This window comes from Winogradskyella sp. UBA3174, from assembly GCF_002364335.1.
Lineage (GTDB): Bacteria > Bacteroidota > Bacteroidia > Flavobacteriales > Flavobacteriaceae > Winogradskyella.
In genome coordinates this window covers 57,752-73,044 of record NZ_DEXW01000039.1, presented here as the reverse complement: position 1 = coordinate 73,044, position 15,293 = coordinate 57,752, and the positions used below count along the sequence as shown (strand labels likewise).

Genomic DNA, 15,293 nt, shown 5'->3' with positions numbered 1-15,293 from the left:
TCTATAAAAATTGTTTAGAAACTTGCTCAGCTTTACGACTTTCAGAATAGTCATAAAAACCTTCCTTAGATTTTATACCAAGTTTACCAGCTCTAACCATATTTACTAATAATGGACAAGGAGCATATTTTGGATTTTTAAAACCATCATGCATTACATTTAGAATAGATAAACATACATCTAACCCAATAAAATCTGCCAATTGTAATGGTCCCATTGGGTGTGCCATTCCTAATTTCATAACCGTATCAATTTCTTCAACACCAGCTACGCCATTATATAATGTCTCAATAGATTCATTAATCATGGGCATTAATATACGGTTAGCAACAAAGCCTGGATAATCATTAACCTCAGTAGGTGTTTTTCCTAAGGTTTTAGATAGTTCCATAATTATACGTGTTACTTCGTCACTAGTATTATAACCTCTAATGATTTCTACTAATTTCATAATTGGTACAGGATTCATAAAGTGCATACCAATAACTTTATCTGGTCGCGATGTTACGGCACCAATCTGAGTAATTGATATCGAAGATGTGTTTGTAGCCAAAATAGTGTCGTCACCACATGCTTCATCGAGTTGTTTAAATATGTTCAACTTTAAGTCTACATTTTCTGTTGCCGCCTCAACCACTAAACTTGCTTTTGCAACACCTTCTTTAATATCTGTATGAAGCGTTATGTTTTCTAAAGTTTGGGTTTTTTCTGCTTCAGTGATTCTTTCTTTAGCGACCATACGATCTAAGTTCTTAGCAATAGTATCTAAACCTCGTTTTAGAGAAGCTTCACTAATATCTATAAGTTGAACTTTAAATCCGGATTGTGCAAACGTGTGGGCAATTCCGTTACCCATTGTACCTGCACCTATAACTGCTATGTTTTTCATTATTATTTAGGTTGAAAAATTTATTTATTTATCTAAAACTGATTAATAATCATTGTAGCAACACGTAAAGCTTCAGTGCCATCATGCAATGTTACTATTGGTGTAGTGTTATTATTAATGGCATCAGCAAATGTTTCTAGTTCGTCTAAAATGGCATTATTGTTTTCTATTTCAGGATTATCAAAATAGATTTGTTTTTTAATCCCTTCTGCGTTTTGAAGAATCATATCAAAATCACCAGGGTTTTCTGGTGCATCTTTCATCTTTACAACTTCGCACTTTTTCTCTAAGAAGTCTACAGAGATGTAAGCGTCTTTTTGAAAGAAACGAGTTTTACGCATGTTCTTCAAAGAAATACGACTTGCAGTTAAGTTGGCTACGCAGCCATTTTTAAATTCTATACGCGCGTTTGCAATATCTGGTGTATCACTAACTACAGAAACTCCACTTGCGGAAATATGCTTTACAGGCGAATTAACTACACTCAAAATAATATCAATATCATGAATCATTAAATCTAAAACTACTGGGACATCAGTACCACGAGGGTTAAATTCTGCTAAACGATGACATTCAATAAACATTGGGTTTTCAATCTTATCTTTAACTCCAGTAAAAGCAGGATTAAATCGCTCTACATGTCCAACTTGCCCTTTAACACCATGTTCAACTACTAAAGCTCTTATAGTTTCAGCTTCTTCAACAGTATTTGTAATCGGTTTTTCTATAAAAATATGCTTCCCTTTTTTAATAGCTTGTTTTGCACAATCGTAATGTGAAAGTGTAGGAGTTACAATATCAACAACAGCAACAGCATTTACTAATGCTTCAATTGTATCAAAGTATTTATATCCAAATTCTTCAACTACACGTTTTGCATTTTCAGCATCAGCATCATAGAAACCTACCAGTTCATATTTATCGGATTGGTTGAGTAGTCTTAAATGAATTTTACCAAGGTGACCAGCACCTAGAACACCAACTTTTAGCATGTTTTTCTGTTTTTAACAAAAATAGTCGTTTTGAATTAGAAATTTTAAAAAGAAAATATAAAATACTGTGAATTTAATAATTAAATAAAGTTTAATTACGTGCTTTGAATTTGTCCTTCTTTAATTTAATTTAGCGTAAATTAAAGTAAGCTTTTGAAAGATACATTTAAGCACCAAGGAATGCGTCAGCAACTCGTTGACATACTTACAAAAAAAGGGATTAATGACAATGGTGTTTTAAAGGCTATTGGAAAAATCCCAAGACACTTGTTTATGGATTCTGGTTTTATAGATCATGCATACCAAGATAAAGCTTTTCCGATTGGTGCAGATCAAACTATTTCTCAGCCTTACACAGTTGCTTTTCAGTCCGAATTATTACAAATTGAACAAGGTGATAAAGTCCTAGAAATTGGAACAGGAAGTGGTTACCAATGTGCTGTTTTAATTGAGCTAGGAGCAAAAGTTTATAGCATTGAGCGTCAACAAGAATTATTTAAAAAAACTTCTAAATTTCTACCCAAAATAGGCTACAGAGCTAAAAAACTTATTTTTGGTGATGGTTATAAAGGGTTACCAGACGAAGCTCCTTTTAAAAGTATTATCGTAACGGCTGGTGCACCGTTTGTTCCAAATCCATTATTAAGTCAATTAGAAATTGGTGGACGCTTGGTTATACCTGTTGGTGACGATGTTCAAACCATGACTTTGTTTATTAGAAAAGGCTCAAAAGATTTTGAAAAGCATGAGTTTGGAGAATTTCGATTTGTGCCTTTATTAGAAGATAAAAATTAGATATGTATAGAATTATTTTACTTTTTTTAGTTTGTGGTCAGTTAAGTTTTTCTCAAGGCTACACAGAATACGTTACAGGAAATACTATTGACGCAGTTATAAGTCCAGATGCTGGTATTTGCCTAATGGGTGGAGCAACCGAAAGCGATGAAGCTATGGTTTGGTTTTTAAACAAAGCCAATGGAGGTGATGTTGTTGTATTAAGAGCTTCGGGAAGTGATGGTTATAATAACTATTTTTATTCTGAATTGGGAGTTACTGTGAATTCGGTTAGAACCTTCGTTATTGATAATGCAGAAGGAGCTACGAGTGCTTATGTATTAGATAAGGTTGAAAAAGCTGAAGCTATTTGGTTTGCAGGAGGTGATCAATTCGATTATGTAACTTATTTTAAAGACAATGCCTTAGAAGATGCGCTAAATGATTTTATAAATGTGAAAGGTGGAGTTATTGGAGGGACAAGTGCAGGAATGGCGATTTTAGGTGGTGGTTATTTTTCTGCTGAAAACGGAACAATTACAAATGCACAAGCTTTGAGTAATCCATATCATAATCGGTTAACTTTAGGTTATAATGATTTTTTAGAGATTCCGTATTTAGAAAACCTTATTACAGACTCACATTACGATGACCCAGATAGAAGAGCTAGACATAGTACGTTTTTAGCACGTTATGCTACAGATAATTCGTCTAGAGCTTTTGGTATTGCTTGTAATGAATATACGGCTGTTTGTGTAGATTCTAATGGACGTGCTTATGTATTTGGTGATTATCCTAATTATGAGGAGCATGCTTTTTTTATTCAAACTAATTGTGCTACAGACTATTTGCCAGAAAATTGCACTAGCGGAAATCCACTAAATTGGACACGTAGTAATGAAGCCTTAAAAGTTTATAAAGTACCAGGGAAAACAACAGGAGAAAACTATTTTGATTTATCGGATTGGCAAACCGGAAGTGGAGGCGAGTGGCAAAACTGGTACATTAATAATGGTACATTTCAGTCTAGCACTGCTGTTAACCCTAACTGTAGTGATTTATTAGATATTGCTGAAAATGAAATAGAACTAATAAATGTTTACCCAAATCCGTTTACGGACATAATTACGATTGAATCTAACACAATAAACACTTATAAAATGTTTGATGTTACAGGCAAGCAGATTATAATTACTTCCAATTACAATACAATAAATACATCAGCATTAGAAGCTGGTATTTACTTCTTGAATATTGAAAATAACAACACATCAAATACCTTTAAGCTTATAAAAAACTAGTTTTTAGCTTTATCTATTTTTTTTTACCGAAGGCAATAGGACTTGTTGATTTATTAAAAGCTCTTTCACCACCGACGACAGGCAACGTTAATGATGTCTTATTTAATTGAATAGTTAATTCAGTTCCGGCTTTTGGATGTAATGTGTATTCTTTATCACTAGAAAATATCATGAATCCAATTTGCTGTCCTGCTTTAATAATTTGATCATCTGGTTGTAATTCAAAATTAACAGTGTAAAACTGACCTGGTACTAAATCTTCTTCATCAGTTAAAGATTTGTGATTCTTTGGGTCTGCCCAACCACGTGTTATAATATTATCCGTTATTTTAACGTCTTTTCCTTCTTGCCAAGGCAATGATATCATCCAAACCGATAAGTTTGCTGCAGATTTACTACTAGCCAAAGTAATACTCACTTTTGCTACACCAGAAATATGTAAATCTTCGTTTAACGTTGAGGTTACATATAATAATCTGTTATTTGATTTTTTTGCTTTGGCTAAGTCACTACCACTAAACTCAACGTTATCACTGAATGTATCGGAAGCTATACTCTTAGGTTTTATAGGGTCTAATGCACCTGCTAAAAAAGGATAAAAAGTAACATCCTTAGCTTCAGGATTTGGATAATCTTTATAAGCCGTTGGCTTTTGCCTGTCGTCATATTCTCTTACGATATAAGCTTTATTTTCTTCTTTTTCAACGCCATTATCAATACCATGTAAGTATTTAGTAAACCAACGATTCATCATAGACATTGGTGGTGGTCCACCATGTCCATTTTGGTGATAATAAACTTGAGTTGATAATCCTTTTTCTTTAGCAGCTTTATAGATTCTATAGCTGTGTTCGGGCATTACGTTCCAATCATTAAAGCCGTGTGACATTAATAATGCAGCTTCCATATTATCCATTTGGTTGAGGTAATCTCTACTAGACCAAAATTCATTTAAGTCGCCTGTTTGTCTGTCCATACCATTCATCATTTCTGTGTCTCGGACTGTTTTGTTATTGTAAGCACGTTTGTCTTCATCACCACTATGAACAAAATCATAAAGCACATCAATATCTTCACCTAAATAACCACCAGGAGAGCGCACTAAACCGTTAGAACGGTAATAATGATAGTAAGATGTATTCGGTGCAATAGGAATAATAGCTTCTAAACCTTTAACTCCAGTTGTTGCAGCAGCTAACGGAATTGTGCCATTATATGATGTACCTGTCATTCCTACTTTTCCTGTAGACCAAAATGCTTTTACTTCTTCGTTTCCATCACGTTCTTTATACCCTTTTGCACGTCCACAAAGCCAATCGATAACTGCTTTTGGAGCTAAAGATTCATTTTTGCCACCTATAGTAGGTGCACCATCTGATAAACCTGTTCCCGGAGACGACGAATGTACTACAATATAACCTCTAGGAACCCAAGTTCTTATTTGCGAATTAGATATGATTGGTCGTTTACCACGACGTGTTACTTCTGGGTGAAAACGTTCTTCACCAATGCCTCCTAATTCGTGTTCTACATTCCACATTGTACCAGGTGCGTCAGCTGCAACACCAGCAAAATAAGGACTAGATTCGTAAACTACAGGTAATTTTAAACCTTCTGTTTCTGTTTGTTCTGGTCGTGTTACATCAACGTGCATACGATCTGGTTTGCCATCTCCATCTGTGTCAAATTCCGTTTCTACCCAAAGGTCGTGACGAATATATTTTTTAGGATTATTAAAAGCTTCAACGATTTGTGCTTCACCATCTTTAAAAATGGGTTGTGCTTTTTCTGTTGCATTTTGTGCTAAACTTAAAATAGAGAAAGCAAAAACAAAAAATAAAATTGAATTTGATTTGAATGACATATTAATATGGTTTAAAAAAATATTATGTTAAAATACGGACTATAAGTTATAACTCAAATAGGTTTAAGATAAGTTTGATATAATTAGAAGTTATATCGTCAGTTCGATTGATTTTGAAGCGTCGAAATTGTATAGAGAACCTCTTGTACTTTTATGCTTCTAGATAAAAAAACCCTAAAAAGAGAATTTCACTCGAAATGACATAGCATGTAGCTTATTAAAATTAATTTTTCGGTAAATACTCACCAGGAATTTGGTTTTCCTCAGATTCTTGCATCCAATAAATATTAATAATCCACCAACGCTCTCCATCATTCATTAATTGAATGCTGTTGATACCTCTCATAAAAGGTTCCGTATCGTTTTTACTTTTAAAAGATTCATATGTACTAAATACTTGTGAAATATTTCCAAAGGTTTGGATGGATCTATAGAGCTCTACTTCGTGAAACCCATTTTCAAGCAACCATTTCCCAGAGGTATTAATATAATCTTCTGGTGAGATAAAACGTGCAACTGTTCTACCAGCTTCATTTTTGCTTGTTGGGATTAGTTTAGCATTTTTATGAAATAAGTATTTAAATAAATCCCAATCGCGTTCTACTCCTTTATCACCAGATATAACTGAATATAGAGTTTCGATAGTAGTGTCTAATGTTGCTACGTTTTTAGAGTAGTCTTTTGCTTCTTGGGCTTTGGTATTTAAAGCGAGTACTAATAAAACTAAACAGATATTTTTCATTCTATAAAGTTAAAAGAATTTCAGTCCAAACAAAATGGCATCACCTTGATAACCTCCTTGGTAAGACCTTAGATAATCTATACGTAAGAAACGCCATTTTCCCCAACCAATATTATCGAGACCAATAGTGTATTCTTGATAGGGTCTGCGGTCTGGTGTAGATAAGTTGTGTGCTCCAACAACTAAATTAAAGTTAAGTTTATTTAAGAGTGGAATTTTCCCTAAAATGAAACCATTAAAATCGTGCTCAGCATGCATTTCTAAATAACTGTCATTAGTACTTAAATCATAGTAGCCTAAATTGTTAAATACATCCGTGTAATTACCTCTTCTACTTACGTTAATTTGGTTCCCATTAAAGTGTTGAAAATCCATGAAGGCAATAGCATCTGCATTGAAAAATTTACCAGCTCTGAGGTTGTAACTAAAACGACCTTTGTCCGCGATATTAAGAGATTGAGATAATCTTGCTTTTATTTGGTCAAAATTATAATTACTATTTGTGGCTCCTAAGCCTTTTTCATACCCTAATACTAATGTTGGGTATTTGTCATTTGAAATATTTACCTTACTATCAGGATAGCTTAAGTAGTTTTGATCGAAGTTTATCCGAGCTGAAACATTGATTTTTACAATATTATGATTTTCAAATGGCGCGTCTGTACTTGATGGGTCTATAGGATTGTTGCTTAAAAACACCTTGTTTCTGTCTGGATAAAATGTTTGGTCTGTAGTATTAAACAGTGCACTACGATTTTCATAACTCACGTTAGAGAAAAAGCCCAAGCCATTAAATAATTCTTCAGAATAGTTGACTTGCAAAAAACGACGCTCGTAGAGTTTCAAATAATTCTCTTCAAAGAAAAGCGTTGCAATACTGTTTCCGATGGCTGTTATAGGGTTTGAAGCATTAAATTGCCGTACTTGCACACCTCCAGAGAACGTCAAAAGGCCTCTGCTTGTGTTATTAAATTTATAAGTTAGCGATCCTGTTGCTCTTAAACGGTCATCTGAAAATCCGTATTCTAAATTGGCTCTAGCACTAAAATAGCGCTTAAAATCACCATAATCTTTAGTAAAGAACACATTTGCATTTGCGGTATAGCCTTGAACTGTATTAAAGCTTACGTTTGCTGGTATATCGAAACCTAACCGAATATCTTTTTCAGAATCTTGATAGGTGTAACCTAAAATGTCTCCTAATTTGAATTTATTTCTGGCTTGATCAACAGAATCTAAGTATGGTTTTGATTCTTTTATAAGTTGAATACTGTCTTTTTTAATGTAATCTGTGCGTTCTTCAACTGTTAGAGGTACAGGTCTAATTTTGTTCCAAAATAAAGAATCTTTTTTATTAGCTTGGTCTTCAAAAGCGACAATTTCTCGTCCAAAATCTTTTTTAGTTAGTGGTTCGTTAAATTCGTAATTACTGTAAACGGCTGTAAAACGACCATCTCCTTTAATACCGAAAATACCATACTTAAAGTCCAGACTTTGAGAAATTAAAGCCCAAATACTATTTTCTTCTGAGTAAGAAAATGTTTGTTTTAACGATAATATATCTACAGCTGGTATACGTGCTTGAATACCTGTAGTATGAAGTTCTAAAGCATAAATGGTCCATTGATCTTCAACAATATAAATGCTTCCTGTAAAAACAGGGTCATTTTCTCGTTTCGGAATCACGTTAATTTTATTAATTAAGTTTCCGCGATCATCATAAAAAACACCTTCTAGTTTGTAACGGTAATAGCCAAAAGCATTCTTAGCGATAGGAGAAATCATTTCGTTACCAAATTCAATAGTGTTATTGTAGAAATTATAATCGACATCAATAGCATTATTAAAACTAAAGCCACTGCTGTTTCCACTAACTTTAGATGCGGTTATTTTTTCTTTAAGTTTATCTGGTCTTAAATATTGAATTTTAGAAATAGTTTCTGACAAGTAAATAATTCCGGTACGTGTTGAGTCTAAACCACCACCTAAATCACCAACTTCTTGACCTAATATTTTCTCTGGTGCATCTTTAATTTTAATTAATCCTCTAGAATAAAAATCTGCTTTAAATGAATTTATCTTTTCTAGATTAGCCTTACGTTGAGCTATGGTTTTTCTAATAATAATATCAGCAGGATTTTCTTCTGAATTAATTAGAACTTCACCTAGAGAGACAGACTCTTCTTTTAAGGTAATATTGAGTTCAAAAGGAAATTTATCTACAGTAATTTTTTTCTTAACCGTTTTATATCCCAAAAAGGTATAGACAAGTGTGTAGGTTTTAGTTTCTGATATATTAAGCTCATAATACCCATCATCATTACTAGTAGTTCCTTTATAGGTGTTTTCTAAAAGAATATTAACAAAAGGAAGCGGTTCGTTTTTTTCGTTGGTAACTGATCCAACAATTTGCGCTGAGGCAATTGTGCTTAAAAAAATAAATAATAAGCCGAGTAGATTTTTAGTCATAGTGTTTGATTAATGATTCTATTTATATAGACGTAACATTTTAATAAATGGTTGCCTATATTATTTCAAAAATAATATAAAAAAATACTTACAAAAGTTATAAATCTCTTAAAATTTATTAAAAATTCTTTTTAATACGATCTAAATCCCGCTTGTTATCTCGGTCTTTAATAGTTTCGCGCTTATCGTAGAGTTTTTTACCTTTAGCTAAAGAGATAATTAATTTAGCGAATCCTTTATCGTTAATATATAGGCGTAATGGAATTACAGCGTTACCTTTTACATCCATTTCCTTTTTAAGCTTTTTAAGCTCTTTTCTATTTAAAAGTAACTTTCGTTCAGCCTTTGGTTTATGATTGTAGTAATTACCAAATGCATATTCTTCAACAGTCATATTAATAACAAATAATTCTTCTCTGTCATTAAATTCGCAAAAACTTTCAGCAATAGAAGCCTTACCAGATCTGATGGATTTAATCTCAGTTCCGGTTAAAACTATTCCGGCCGTATACTTATCTAGTATATCGTACTGAAATTTAGCCTTTTTGTTAAGTATGTTAACTGTTTTTTGCATGGATAGCAAAGGTATAGAAATTATAATTATTTTGGGATAGACTTGTTATGTATTAGCTAGTTTTACGACTTTAAAGTCTAAATCTTTAATATGAAGTATTTTCAGATAATTTTATTAGTGTTTTTAGTTGCTAGCTGCAAAGGTGAATCAGATTCTAATGTTTTGTCAGCTAAGGATATTATTAATAAATCTATTGAAATTTCAGGTGGGAAAAACTACAGAAATTCGATAATTAGATTTGATTTCAGGGATAAAGCATACGTGGCTAATCGAGAAAAAAGGGAATTCTCATTTTTAAGGTTATTTAAACAAAATAACGACAGTATTATCGATATTCTTGATAACTCAGGTTTTAAAAGAATGGTAGATAAAGAGTTTATCATGGTTGAAGATTCTATGGCTGTGAAATATACTGCATCAGTTAATTCTGTACATTATTTTTCCGTTTTACCTTATGGTTTAAATGATAAAGCAGTTATTAAAGAATTGCTTGGAGAAGAGCTCATAAAGGGTGAAGCATATTACAAAATTAAAGTCACGTTTAATGAACAAGGTGGAGGTGAGGACTTTGAAGATGTATTTGTGTATTGGGTTAATAAACAAATGCTTAAAACAGATTATATCGCCTATTCTTATAATGAAGACGATGGCGTAGGGATGCGTTTTAGAGAAGCATATAACGAACGCTATATAAACAAATTACGATTTGTAGATTACAATAATTACAAATCTGAAAATACATCCATCGCGCTTTTTGATTTAGGAAAAGCTTTTAATGAAAACCAACTAAAGTTACTTTCTAAAATAGAACTCAAAAACGTAAAAGTAGACTTACTCTACGACTAAAATAGTCGATGATTTTGAGTCTTTATTAATAGTGACGATATAAAGATTAGCATTGTTATCTTCAGTTATCATATCGTATTTTTTCTCACCTAATAAACCATTTGTGAACATCGGAGTTGTGTTACTATGACCAACAATGAGGACTGTTTTACCTTTTGTAGCTTCCATAAAAGCAGACGATGCTAAATCTCTAGGATTGTAAAAGCTAACTTCAACCTCATTAGCTTTTGCTGTTGGTGCAGCAGTTTCTTTAGTTCTGTTGTAGTCTGTAGAATAGACCATATCAAACTTTATATCTTTAAGAACTTTTACCCAATTATTTGCGCGTTTTATACCAGCTTCAATCAAATGAGGATTTCTATTGGTTTTGTCTGATTGGTCTTTTTCGGCATGTCTTATTAAATAATACGTTGTTATTTGTTGTGTATTTTCCTTTTGGTATGGGCCTTCCCAGATTACTTGTTCAATCATCCATTTACCTTCATCTTTAGATAACAGGATGTAATCAATTCCCCAAGCGGCTGTAACTTTTGCAGAAGCAATGTGGTTACCTATGTCTAAGATTTCAACATTTCTAATTTCATTTTCATCTCTAGATTTACCTTCTTCCTTCATCTTTATAACAAAATTCATCGCTTGCTGATAATTCATATGCGCATAGTACTCGTAGTCTCCAGACTCTTCGTTTTTCCAATAACCGAATTTATTTAGTCTCGGTTTTATCGCAACTTTTAGCTTTGTGGTATCACCTTTATAAAAGGCGTCTATATAATTGTTTAGTGTCGTTTCAATTTGAGCTTTATCAGAATTGTCTTGTGCAGAAATAGTGAATGATAGTGCAAGAATGATTGATAGAATAAAAGATTTCATAATAAGATTGATTAATTAGTGTACCCAAATATAAAGAGAATACTAGTATTTTTTAGAAGCTTATTAAATAACTTATTTTAAGTCAGTAGTTTATACATGATTTGCATTCCTCTTAAATTAGTATGCATTAAGGGGAAATCTAGATGTGTTGGTGAAGCATAATTATAGCTTTGTTTCTCATAAAACCGTAATGCTTGTTTCTTAGAATCCATTGCCTTTAGCCAAAGTAGTGTATTACCTTTTTCTTTTGCCTCTTGTTCAACCCAATTAAATAAGTGTTGAGCCACTCCTTTACCTTGAGCAGTTTTTGCAAGATAAATTCTATTAATATAGGTCGCTTTTTTCTTTTGAAATTCTTCAAATGATTTGTTATAAATAATTCTAAATATCCCAGCTAGATCAGAATTATATGTGACAAAATAATAGGTGGCATTTGGGTCGGCTAATTCTAATTCCAAATTTTCTAGACTGTAGAATTTATTTAAGTAAAAACTACAATCTTTATTTTTCCAAAGATATTCATAGGCAGGAGGATAAATGGACTCTAAAAGCGTCATTAATTTAGACTGGTCTTCAATTTTAATATCTTGAAGTTGTATCTTATCTGTTATAGAAATCATAGTATTAGACTAACTCAAGAGCAATTTTAATCATACTTTTAAATGTAGTTTCTCGTTCTTTACTAGTTGTATGTTCACCAGTCACTAAGGAGTCGGAAATGGTAAGTATTGCTAATGCATTTGCATTATGTTTTGCTGCTACAGTATATAATCCGGCAGCTTCCATTTCTACACAAAGGACACCAAATTTAGACCACTTTTTATAAGCCTCTTTATCATCTTCATAAAATTCATCAGAAGATAAAACATTGCCAGCTTTTATAGGAATATTTTTAGATTTAGCAGCTTCAACAGCTTTTATAAACAGACCAAAATCTGCAGTAGGTGCGTAATCGGCACCTTTAAAACGTATTTCGTTTACACCAGAAGTAGATGAGGCAGCCATAGCTAAAACAACATCTCTAAGTTTTACATCTTTTTGATACGAACCAGCGCTACCAACTCTAATGAGGTTTTTGACACCAAATTCAGTAATAAGCTCATTGGCATAGATTGAAATACTTGGAACACCCATACCTGTTCCCATTGTTGAAACACGCTTACCTTTATATGTACCTGTATAACCGTACATGCCTCTAACTTCGTTAAAGCACTTTGGGTTTTCAAAAAATGTTTCTGCAATCCATTTTGCTCGTAACGGATCACCAGGTAATAAAATAGTTTCTGCGATATCGCCTTTCTTGGCTCCTATATGTACACTCATGGTGTAAAGTTAAGGATTGTGGCTAATATTAGTAAGTAGAATGTAAAATTTGACTAGTCATCATGGCAACTCCTGAAGATGTTCCAATTCTATGAACACCAATTTCTATATATTTTAAAGCCGTTTCAACATCCCTAATACCTCCAGATGCTTTTATTTTAAGTTGGTCTTTAACTGACTTCTTCATTATTTTTACAGCAGTAAAGGTGGCTCCACTCTTAGAAAATCCTGTTGATGTTTTTACAAAGTCTGCTTTAGCATCGATACAAATCTCACATGCTTTTACAATTTCGTTTTTAGAAAGTTCGCTTATTTCCAAAATAACTTTTAATGGAGTTAAACCAATGGCACGTTTTACATTGCTAATATCTTTTAGCACTGCAACATGATTATTACTTTTAAGTCTGCCAATATTCATTACCATATCTATTTCGGAGGCTCCTTGTTCTATAGCTTTTTTAGCTTCAAATATTTTTGCTTCAGTAGACATAGCTCCTAATGGAAAACCAACAACTGTGCAAACTTTTACATCCGATCTACCAAGAGCTTGTTTCGCTATTGCTACAAAGCTACTATTTATGCAAACAGAATAGAAATTATATTTTAAAGCTTCCTCGCAAAGTTGCAGAATATCTGCTTCTGTTGCAGAAGCAATAAGTAGGGTGTGGTCTATGTATCTATTTAATTCCATTCAATTTTTTAAGTAGGGTTTTGACAATAATTTAGCTATAGTAATTTCTACAAGTAGAGGGATTACTAGACAAGTTTTAATTATGTCTTATGTTTTGTTGGAATTAAATAGCACGATAAAATTAATGATTTATCCGATAATATGAGCATTTAAATTCGTGTTTATTATTCATTTTATCGAAAACATTCTTTTTAAACTATAAAAAGCTGTATTTCAATAGTTTATTTTTTTATAAATATAGAATGAATAATTACAGTATAAGACTATGTTTTAGATTATGACATTTGTCAGTTTTTTTGTGCTTAGACACCTTTATTTTTGTTGAAAATTAAAACACAATTCTCATTAAAAATTTATTCTTATTTATGCTTTTAGCTGGCTTTACTTTTAACTTAAATGCACAAGAAGATATGGCGACAGACGATTATAGTAAATGGCAAATTAGATTTAGGTTAATTAGTGTAATACCGAATGAATCTGCTGATATAGAAGCTATTGGTGGTGATGTAGAAATTGATGCTGCTTTTGTACCAGAACTTGATTTTACTTATTTTTTTACTAAAAACTGGGCTGTAGAGTTGATTCTTGCTACAGCAAATCACGATGTTAATGCGGTAGATACTGCTGTTGGTGATATAGATTTAGGTGATGTTTGGTTATTACCTCCAACACTAACTTTACAGTATCATTTTTACACAGGTAATTTTAAGCCTTATTTAGGTGCAGGTATTAACTATACGATTTTTTATGGTATAGATGAAGGTGATGTAGCAGATAATGTTGAGTACGAAAACAGCATAGGTTTTGCTTTTCAGGGTGGTTTAGACTATAACTTAAATGATAAATGGTTTTTAAACTTAGATGTTAAGTATATTCTGTTATCAACAGATGCTACTGTAGATGCTACTTCAGCATTAGGAGCTACAGTTGGTGTAGATGTAGATATTAATCCTTTAATTATAGGTTTTGGTGTAGGTATGAAATTTTAATACCTCTAATGTACAATCAAAAAAGAGCTCGTTATTGAGCTCTTTTTTGATTATATGTATTATAGACTAGTTTTTTACTGCGGTTAGTGTATAACCTGCTTTTCTAAGTAAGTTTATAACGCCATTATCACCAGCTAAATGACCTGCTCCAACTCCGAAAAATGTTGGTTGTTCTTTTGCATATTCAGCTATTCTAGGTATCCAGTTTTTATTTCTGTTATCAAGTAATTCATCTTGGTGCTCTGCGACAGAAGTGAAATTCTCGTCATTCATCATTTCTATCATTGCATTAATGTCCTCCTTTTTGTAGATATCTAACATTTTTGAGAAAGTTTCTTTATCGTAGGTCATATTATCTTTTGCACTACGCACTAAATCTTCTGCTTGAGCCTTATAAGGAATGTCATCAAAAACTTTAAGTTGATCTTCAATAGTTTCTAATCCATTAACTTCTTCTCCTTGTTCTTTAGCAACTTTCATTAGTTCCGTTTCAAAGGATTGCATAGGGCAATCTAATAATTTAGGATAGAGCATTGCTGTTAGAAAAAATGGTTTTATGTTTTCTATCACTTTAACAGACATTCCCATATTTTTAATAAAAAGAGAATCTACAGCAGCATAATCTTCAGGCGACACTAAATCTTTAAGTTTCTGTCCGTCTTTCATATACATACCTTGCATCATTTTACTTTGCATATTAGGATCGTCCATATCTATTTCTAACACAACTTGCGATGTTGCATCAAGTGCTTTTTTTACATCGTCTTCTATGGTTGCATCACAAGTAATATGAATTGTTCCGAATAGGTAAGATGCTTTCTCTAATCCGTTACCTTCAATTTTCCAAAGTGTAGAATTTTCTAATTCCTGTGCATTTACAGAGCTTGTTGATAATAAAACTAAGACTAAAAAGGATAATAAATATTTCATTCTTAAAGATTATGTTTTCATATTGGTATGAAAAAAAAG

The 15,293-nt window shown here is 32.5% G+C and carries 15 protein-coding genes; 4 read left to right on the top strand and 11 right to left on the bottom strand.

What is annotated here, in order from left to right; translation table 11 throughout:
- Position 1: 1 nt before the first annotated feature.
- Positions 2 to 889, bottom strand: coding sequence for a 3-hydroxybutyryl-CoA dehydrogenase (locus B2U95_RS06165; protein WP_296313853.1), 888 nt, complete (start codon positions 887 to 889; stop codon positions 2 to 4).
- Between the two features lie 32 nt (positions 890 to 921).
- Entirely contained in the window at positions 922 to 1,881 is a 960-nt protein-coding gene (locus B2U95_RS06160; RefSeq protein ID WP_296313851.1) for a Gfo/Idh/MocA family protein, read from the bottom strand.
- 153 nt (positions 1,882 to 2,034) lie between these two features.
- On the opposite strand from B2U95_RS06160, the gene B2U95_RS06155 reads away from it, so the two are divergent.
- Positions 2,035 to 2,676, top strand: a complete 642-nt coding sequence (locus tag B2U95_RS06155; protein ID WP_296313849.1) for a protein-L-isoaspartate(D-aspartate) O-methyltransferase — start codon at positions 2,035 to 2,037, stop codon at positions 2,674 to 2,676.
- 2 nt (positions 2,677 to 2,678) lie between these two features.
- Positions 2,679 to 3,956: a T9SS type A sorting domain-containing protein gene (locus B2U95_RS06150; RefSeq protein WP_296313848.1), complete on the top strand. Its 1,278-nt coding sequence runs from the start codon at positions 2,679 to 2,681 to the stop codon at positions 3,954 to 3,956.
- A 13-nt stretch (positions 3,957 to 3,969) separates the two neighbouring features.
- On the opposite strand, the gene B2U95_RS06145 is transcribed toward B2U95_RS06150, so the two are convergent.
- From B2U95_RS06145 to smpB, 4 genes are all read right to left on the bottom strand, one after another.
- On the bottom strand, positions 3,970 to 5,820 hold the full coding sequence (locus B2U95_RS06145) for a Xaa-Pro dipeptidyl-peptidase (RefSeq protein ID WP_296313846.1): 1,851 nt from the start codon (positions 5,818 to 5,820) through the stop codon (positions 3,970 to 3,972).
- Between the two features lie 223 nt (positions 5,821 to 6,043).
- On the bottom strand, positions 6,044 to 6,562 hold the full coding sequence (locus B2U95_RS06140) for a hypothetical protein (protein WP_296313844.1): 519 nt from the start codon (positions 6,560 to 6,562) through the stop codon (positions 6,044 to 6,046).
- Between the two features lie 9 nt (positions 6,563 to 6,571).
- A complete protein-coding gene (locus B2U95_RS06135; RefSeq protein ID WP_296313842.1) occupies positions 6,572 to 9,031 on the bottom strand; it encodes a DUF5686 and carboxypeptidase regulatory-like domain-containing protein in 2,460 nt (819 codons plus the stop codon).
- Between the two features lie 118 nt (positions 9,032 to 9,149).
- Positions 9,150 to 9,605 (bottom strand): SsrA-binding protein SmpB, encoded by a 456-nt coding sequence (gene smpB / locus B2U95_RS06130; protein ID WP_296313841.1) that lies wholly within the window; start codon positions 9,603 to 9,605, stop codon positions 9,150 to 9,152.
- Between the two features lie 90 nt (positions 9,606 to 9,695).
- On the opposite strand from smpB, the gene B2U95_RS06125 reads away from it, so the two are divergent.
- Positions 9,696 to 10,451, top strand: coding sequence for a DUF6503 family protein (locus tag B2U95_RS06125; protein ID WP_296313838.1), 756 nt, complete (start codon positions 9,696 to 9,698; stop codon positions 10,449 to 10,451).
- Here B2U95_RS06125 and B2U95_RS06120 read toward each other — a convergent pair.
- From B2U95_RS06120 to deoC, 4 genes are all read right to left on the bottom strand, one after another.
- Positions 10,437 to 11,321: a histidine phosphatase family protein gene (locus tag B2U95_RS06120; protein WP_296313836.1), complete on the bottom strand. Its 885-nt coding sequence runs from the start codon at positions 11,319 to 11,321 to the stop codon at positions 10,437 to 10,439. The genes B2U95_RS06125 and B2U95_RS06120 overlap by 15 nt on opposite strands.
- A gap of 77 nt (positions 11,322 to 11,398) precedes the next feature.
- A complete protein-coding gene (locus tag B2U95_RS06115; protein WP_296313834.1) occupies positions 11,399 to 11,941 on the bottom strand; it encodes a GNAT family N-acetyltransferase in 543 nt (180 codons plus the stop codon).
- A gap of 4 nt (positions 11,942 to 11,945) precedes the next feature.
- Positions 11,946 to 12,644 (bottom strand): purine-nucleoside phosphorylase, encoded by a 699-nt coding sequence (gene deoD / locus B2U95_RS06110; protein WP_296313832.1) that lies wholly within the window; start codon positions 12,642 to 12,644, stop codon positions 11,946 to 11,948.
- A 28-nt stretch (positions 12,645 to 12,672) separates the two neighbouring features.
- Positions 12,673 to 13,335: a deoxyribose-phosphate aldolase gene (deoC, locus tag B2U95_RS06105; RefSeq protein ID WP_296313830.1), complete on the bottom strand. Its 663-nt coding sequence runs from the start codon at positions 13,333 to 13,335 to the stop codon at positions 12,673 to 12,675.
- Positions 13,336 to 13,700: 365 nt separating this feature from the next.
- On the opposite strand from deoC, the gene B2U95_RS06100 reads away from it, so the two are divergent.
- The gene (locus tag B2U95_RS06100) at positions 13,701 to 14,324 is read left to right on the top strand and encodes an OmpW/AlkL family protein (RefSeq protein ID WP_296313828.1); all 624 of its coding nucleotides are present in this window, start codon (positions 13,701 to 13,703) and stop codon (positions 14,322 to 14,324) included.
- Between the two features lie 66 nt (positions 14,325 to 14,390).
- Here the strand turns inward: B2U95_RS06100 and B2U95_RS06095 are convergent, their stop codons facing one another.
- Entirely contained in the window at positions 14,391 to 15,254 is an 864-nt protein-coding gene (locus B2U95_RS06095; protein WP_296313826.1) for a TraB/GumN family protein, read from the bottom strand.
- Positions 15,255 to 15,293: the final 39 nt, after the last annotated feature.

What these genes read in the sequence shown, in the direction of transcription:
- B2U95_RS06165 (WP_296313853.1), bottom strand. Translation starts at nt 889, where the DNA reads ATGAAAAACATAGCAGTTATAGGTGCAGGTACAATGGGTAACGGAATT.
- B2U95_RS06160 (WP_296313851.1), bottom strand. Translation starts at nt 1,881, where the DNA reads ATGCTAAAAGTTGGTGTTCTAGGTGCTGGTCACCTTGGTAAAATTCAT.
- B2U95_RS06150 (WP_296313848.1), top strand. Translation starts at nt 2,679, where the DNA reads ATGTATAGAATTATTTTACTTTTTTTAGTTTGTGGTCAGTTAAGTTTT.
- B2U95_RS06145 (WP_296313846.1), bottom strand. Translation starts at nt 5,820, where the DNA reads ATGTCATTCAAATCAAATTCAATTTTATTTTTTGTTTTTGCTTTCTCT.
- B2U95_RS06140 (WP_296313844.1), bottom strand. Translation starts at nt 6,562, where the DNA reads ATGAAAAATATCTGTTTAGTTTTATTAGTACTCGCTTTAAATACCAAA.
- B2U95_RS06135 (WP_296313842.1), bottom strand. Translation starts at nt 9,031, where the DNA reads ATGACTAAAAATCTACTCGGCTTATTATTTATTTTTTTAAGCACAATT.
- smpB (WP_296313841.1), bottom strand. Translation starts at nt 9,605, where the DNA reads ATGCAAAAAACAGTTAACATACTTAACAAAAAGGCTAAATTTCAGTAC.
- B2U95_RS06125 (WP_296313838.1), top strand. Translation starts at nt 9,696, where the DNA reads ATGAAGTATTTTCAGATAATTTTATTAGTGTTTTTAGTTGCTAGCTGC.
- B2U95_RS06120 (WP_296313836.1), bottom strand. Translation starts at nt 11,321, where the DNA reads ATGAAATCTTTTATTCTATCAATCATTCTTGCACTATCATTCACTATT.
- B2U95_RS06115 (WP_296313834.1), bottom strand. Translation starts at nt 11,941, where the DNA reads ATGATTTCTATAACAGATAAGATACAACTTCAAGATATTAAAATTGAA.
- deoD (WP_296313832.1), bottom strand. Translation starts at nt 12,644, where the DNA reads ATGAGTGTACATATAGGAGCCAAGAAAGGCGATATCGCAGAAACTATT.
- deoC (WP_296313830.1), bottom strand. Translation starts at nt 13,335, where the DNA reads ATGGAATTAAATAGATACATAGACCACACCCTACTTATTGCTTCTGCA.
- B2U95_RS06100 (WP_296313828.1), top strand. Translation starts at nt 13,701, where the DNA reads ATGCTTTTAGCTGGCTTTACTTTTAACTTAAATGCACAAGAAGATATG.
- B2U95_RS06095 (WP_296313826.1), bottom strand. Translation starts at nt 15,254, where the DNA reads ATGAAATATTTATTATCCTTTTTAGTCTTAGTTTTATTATCAACAAGC.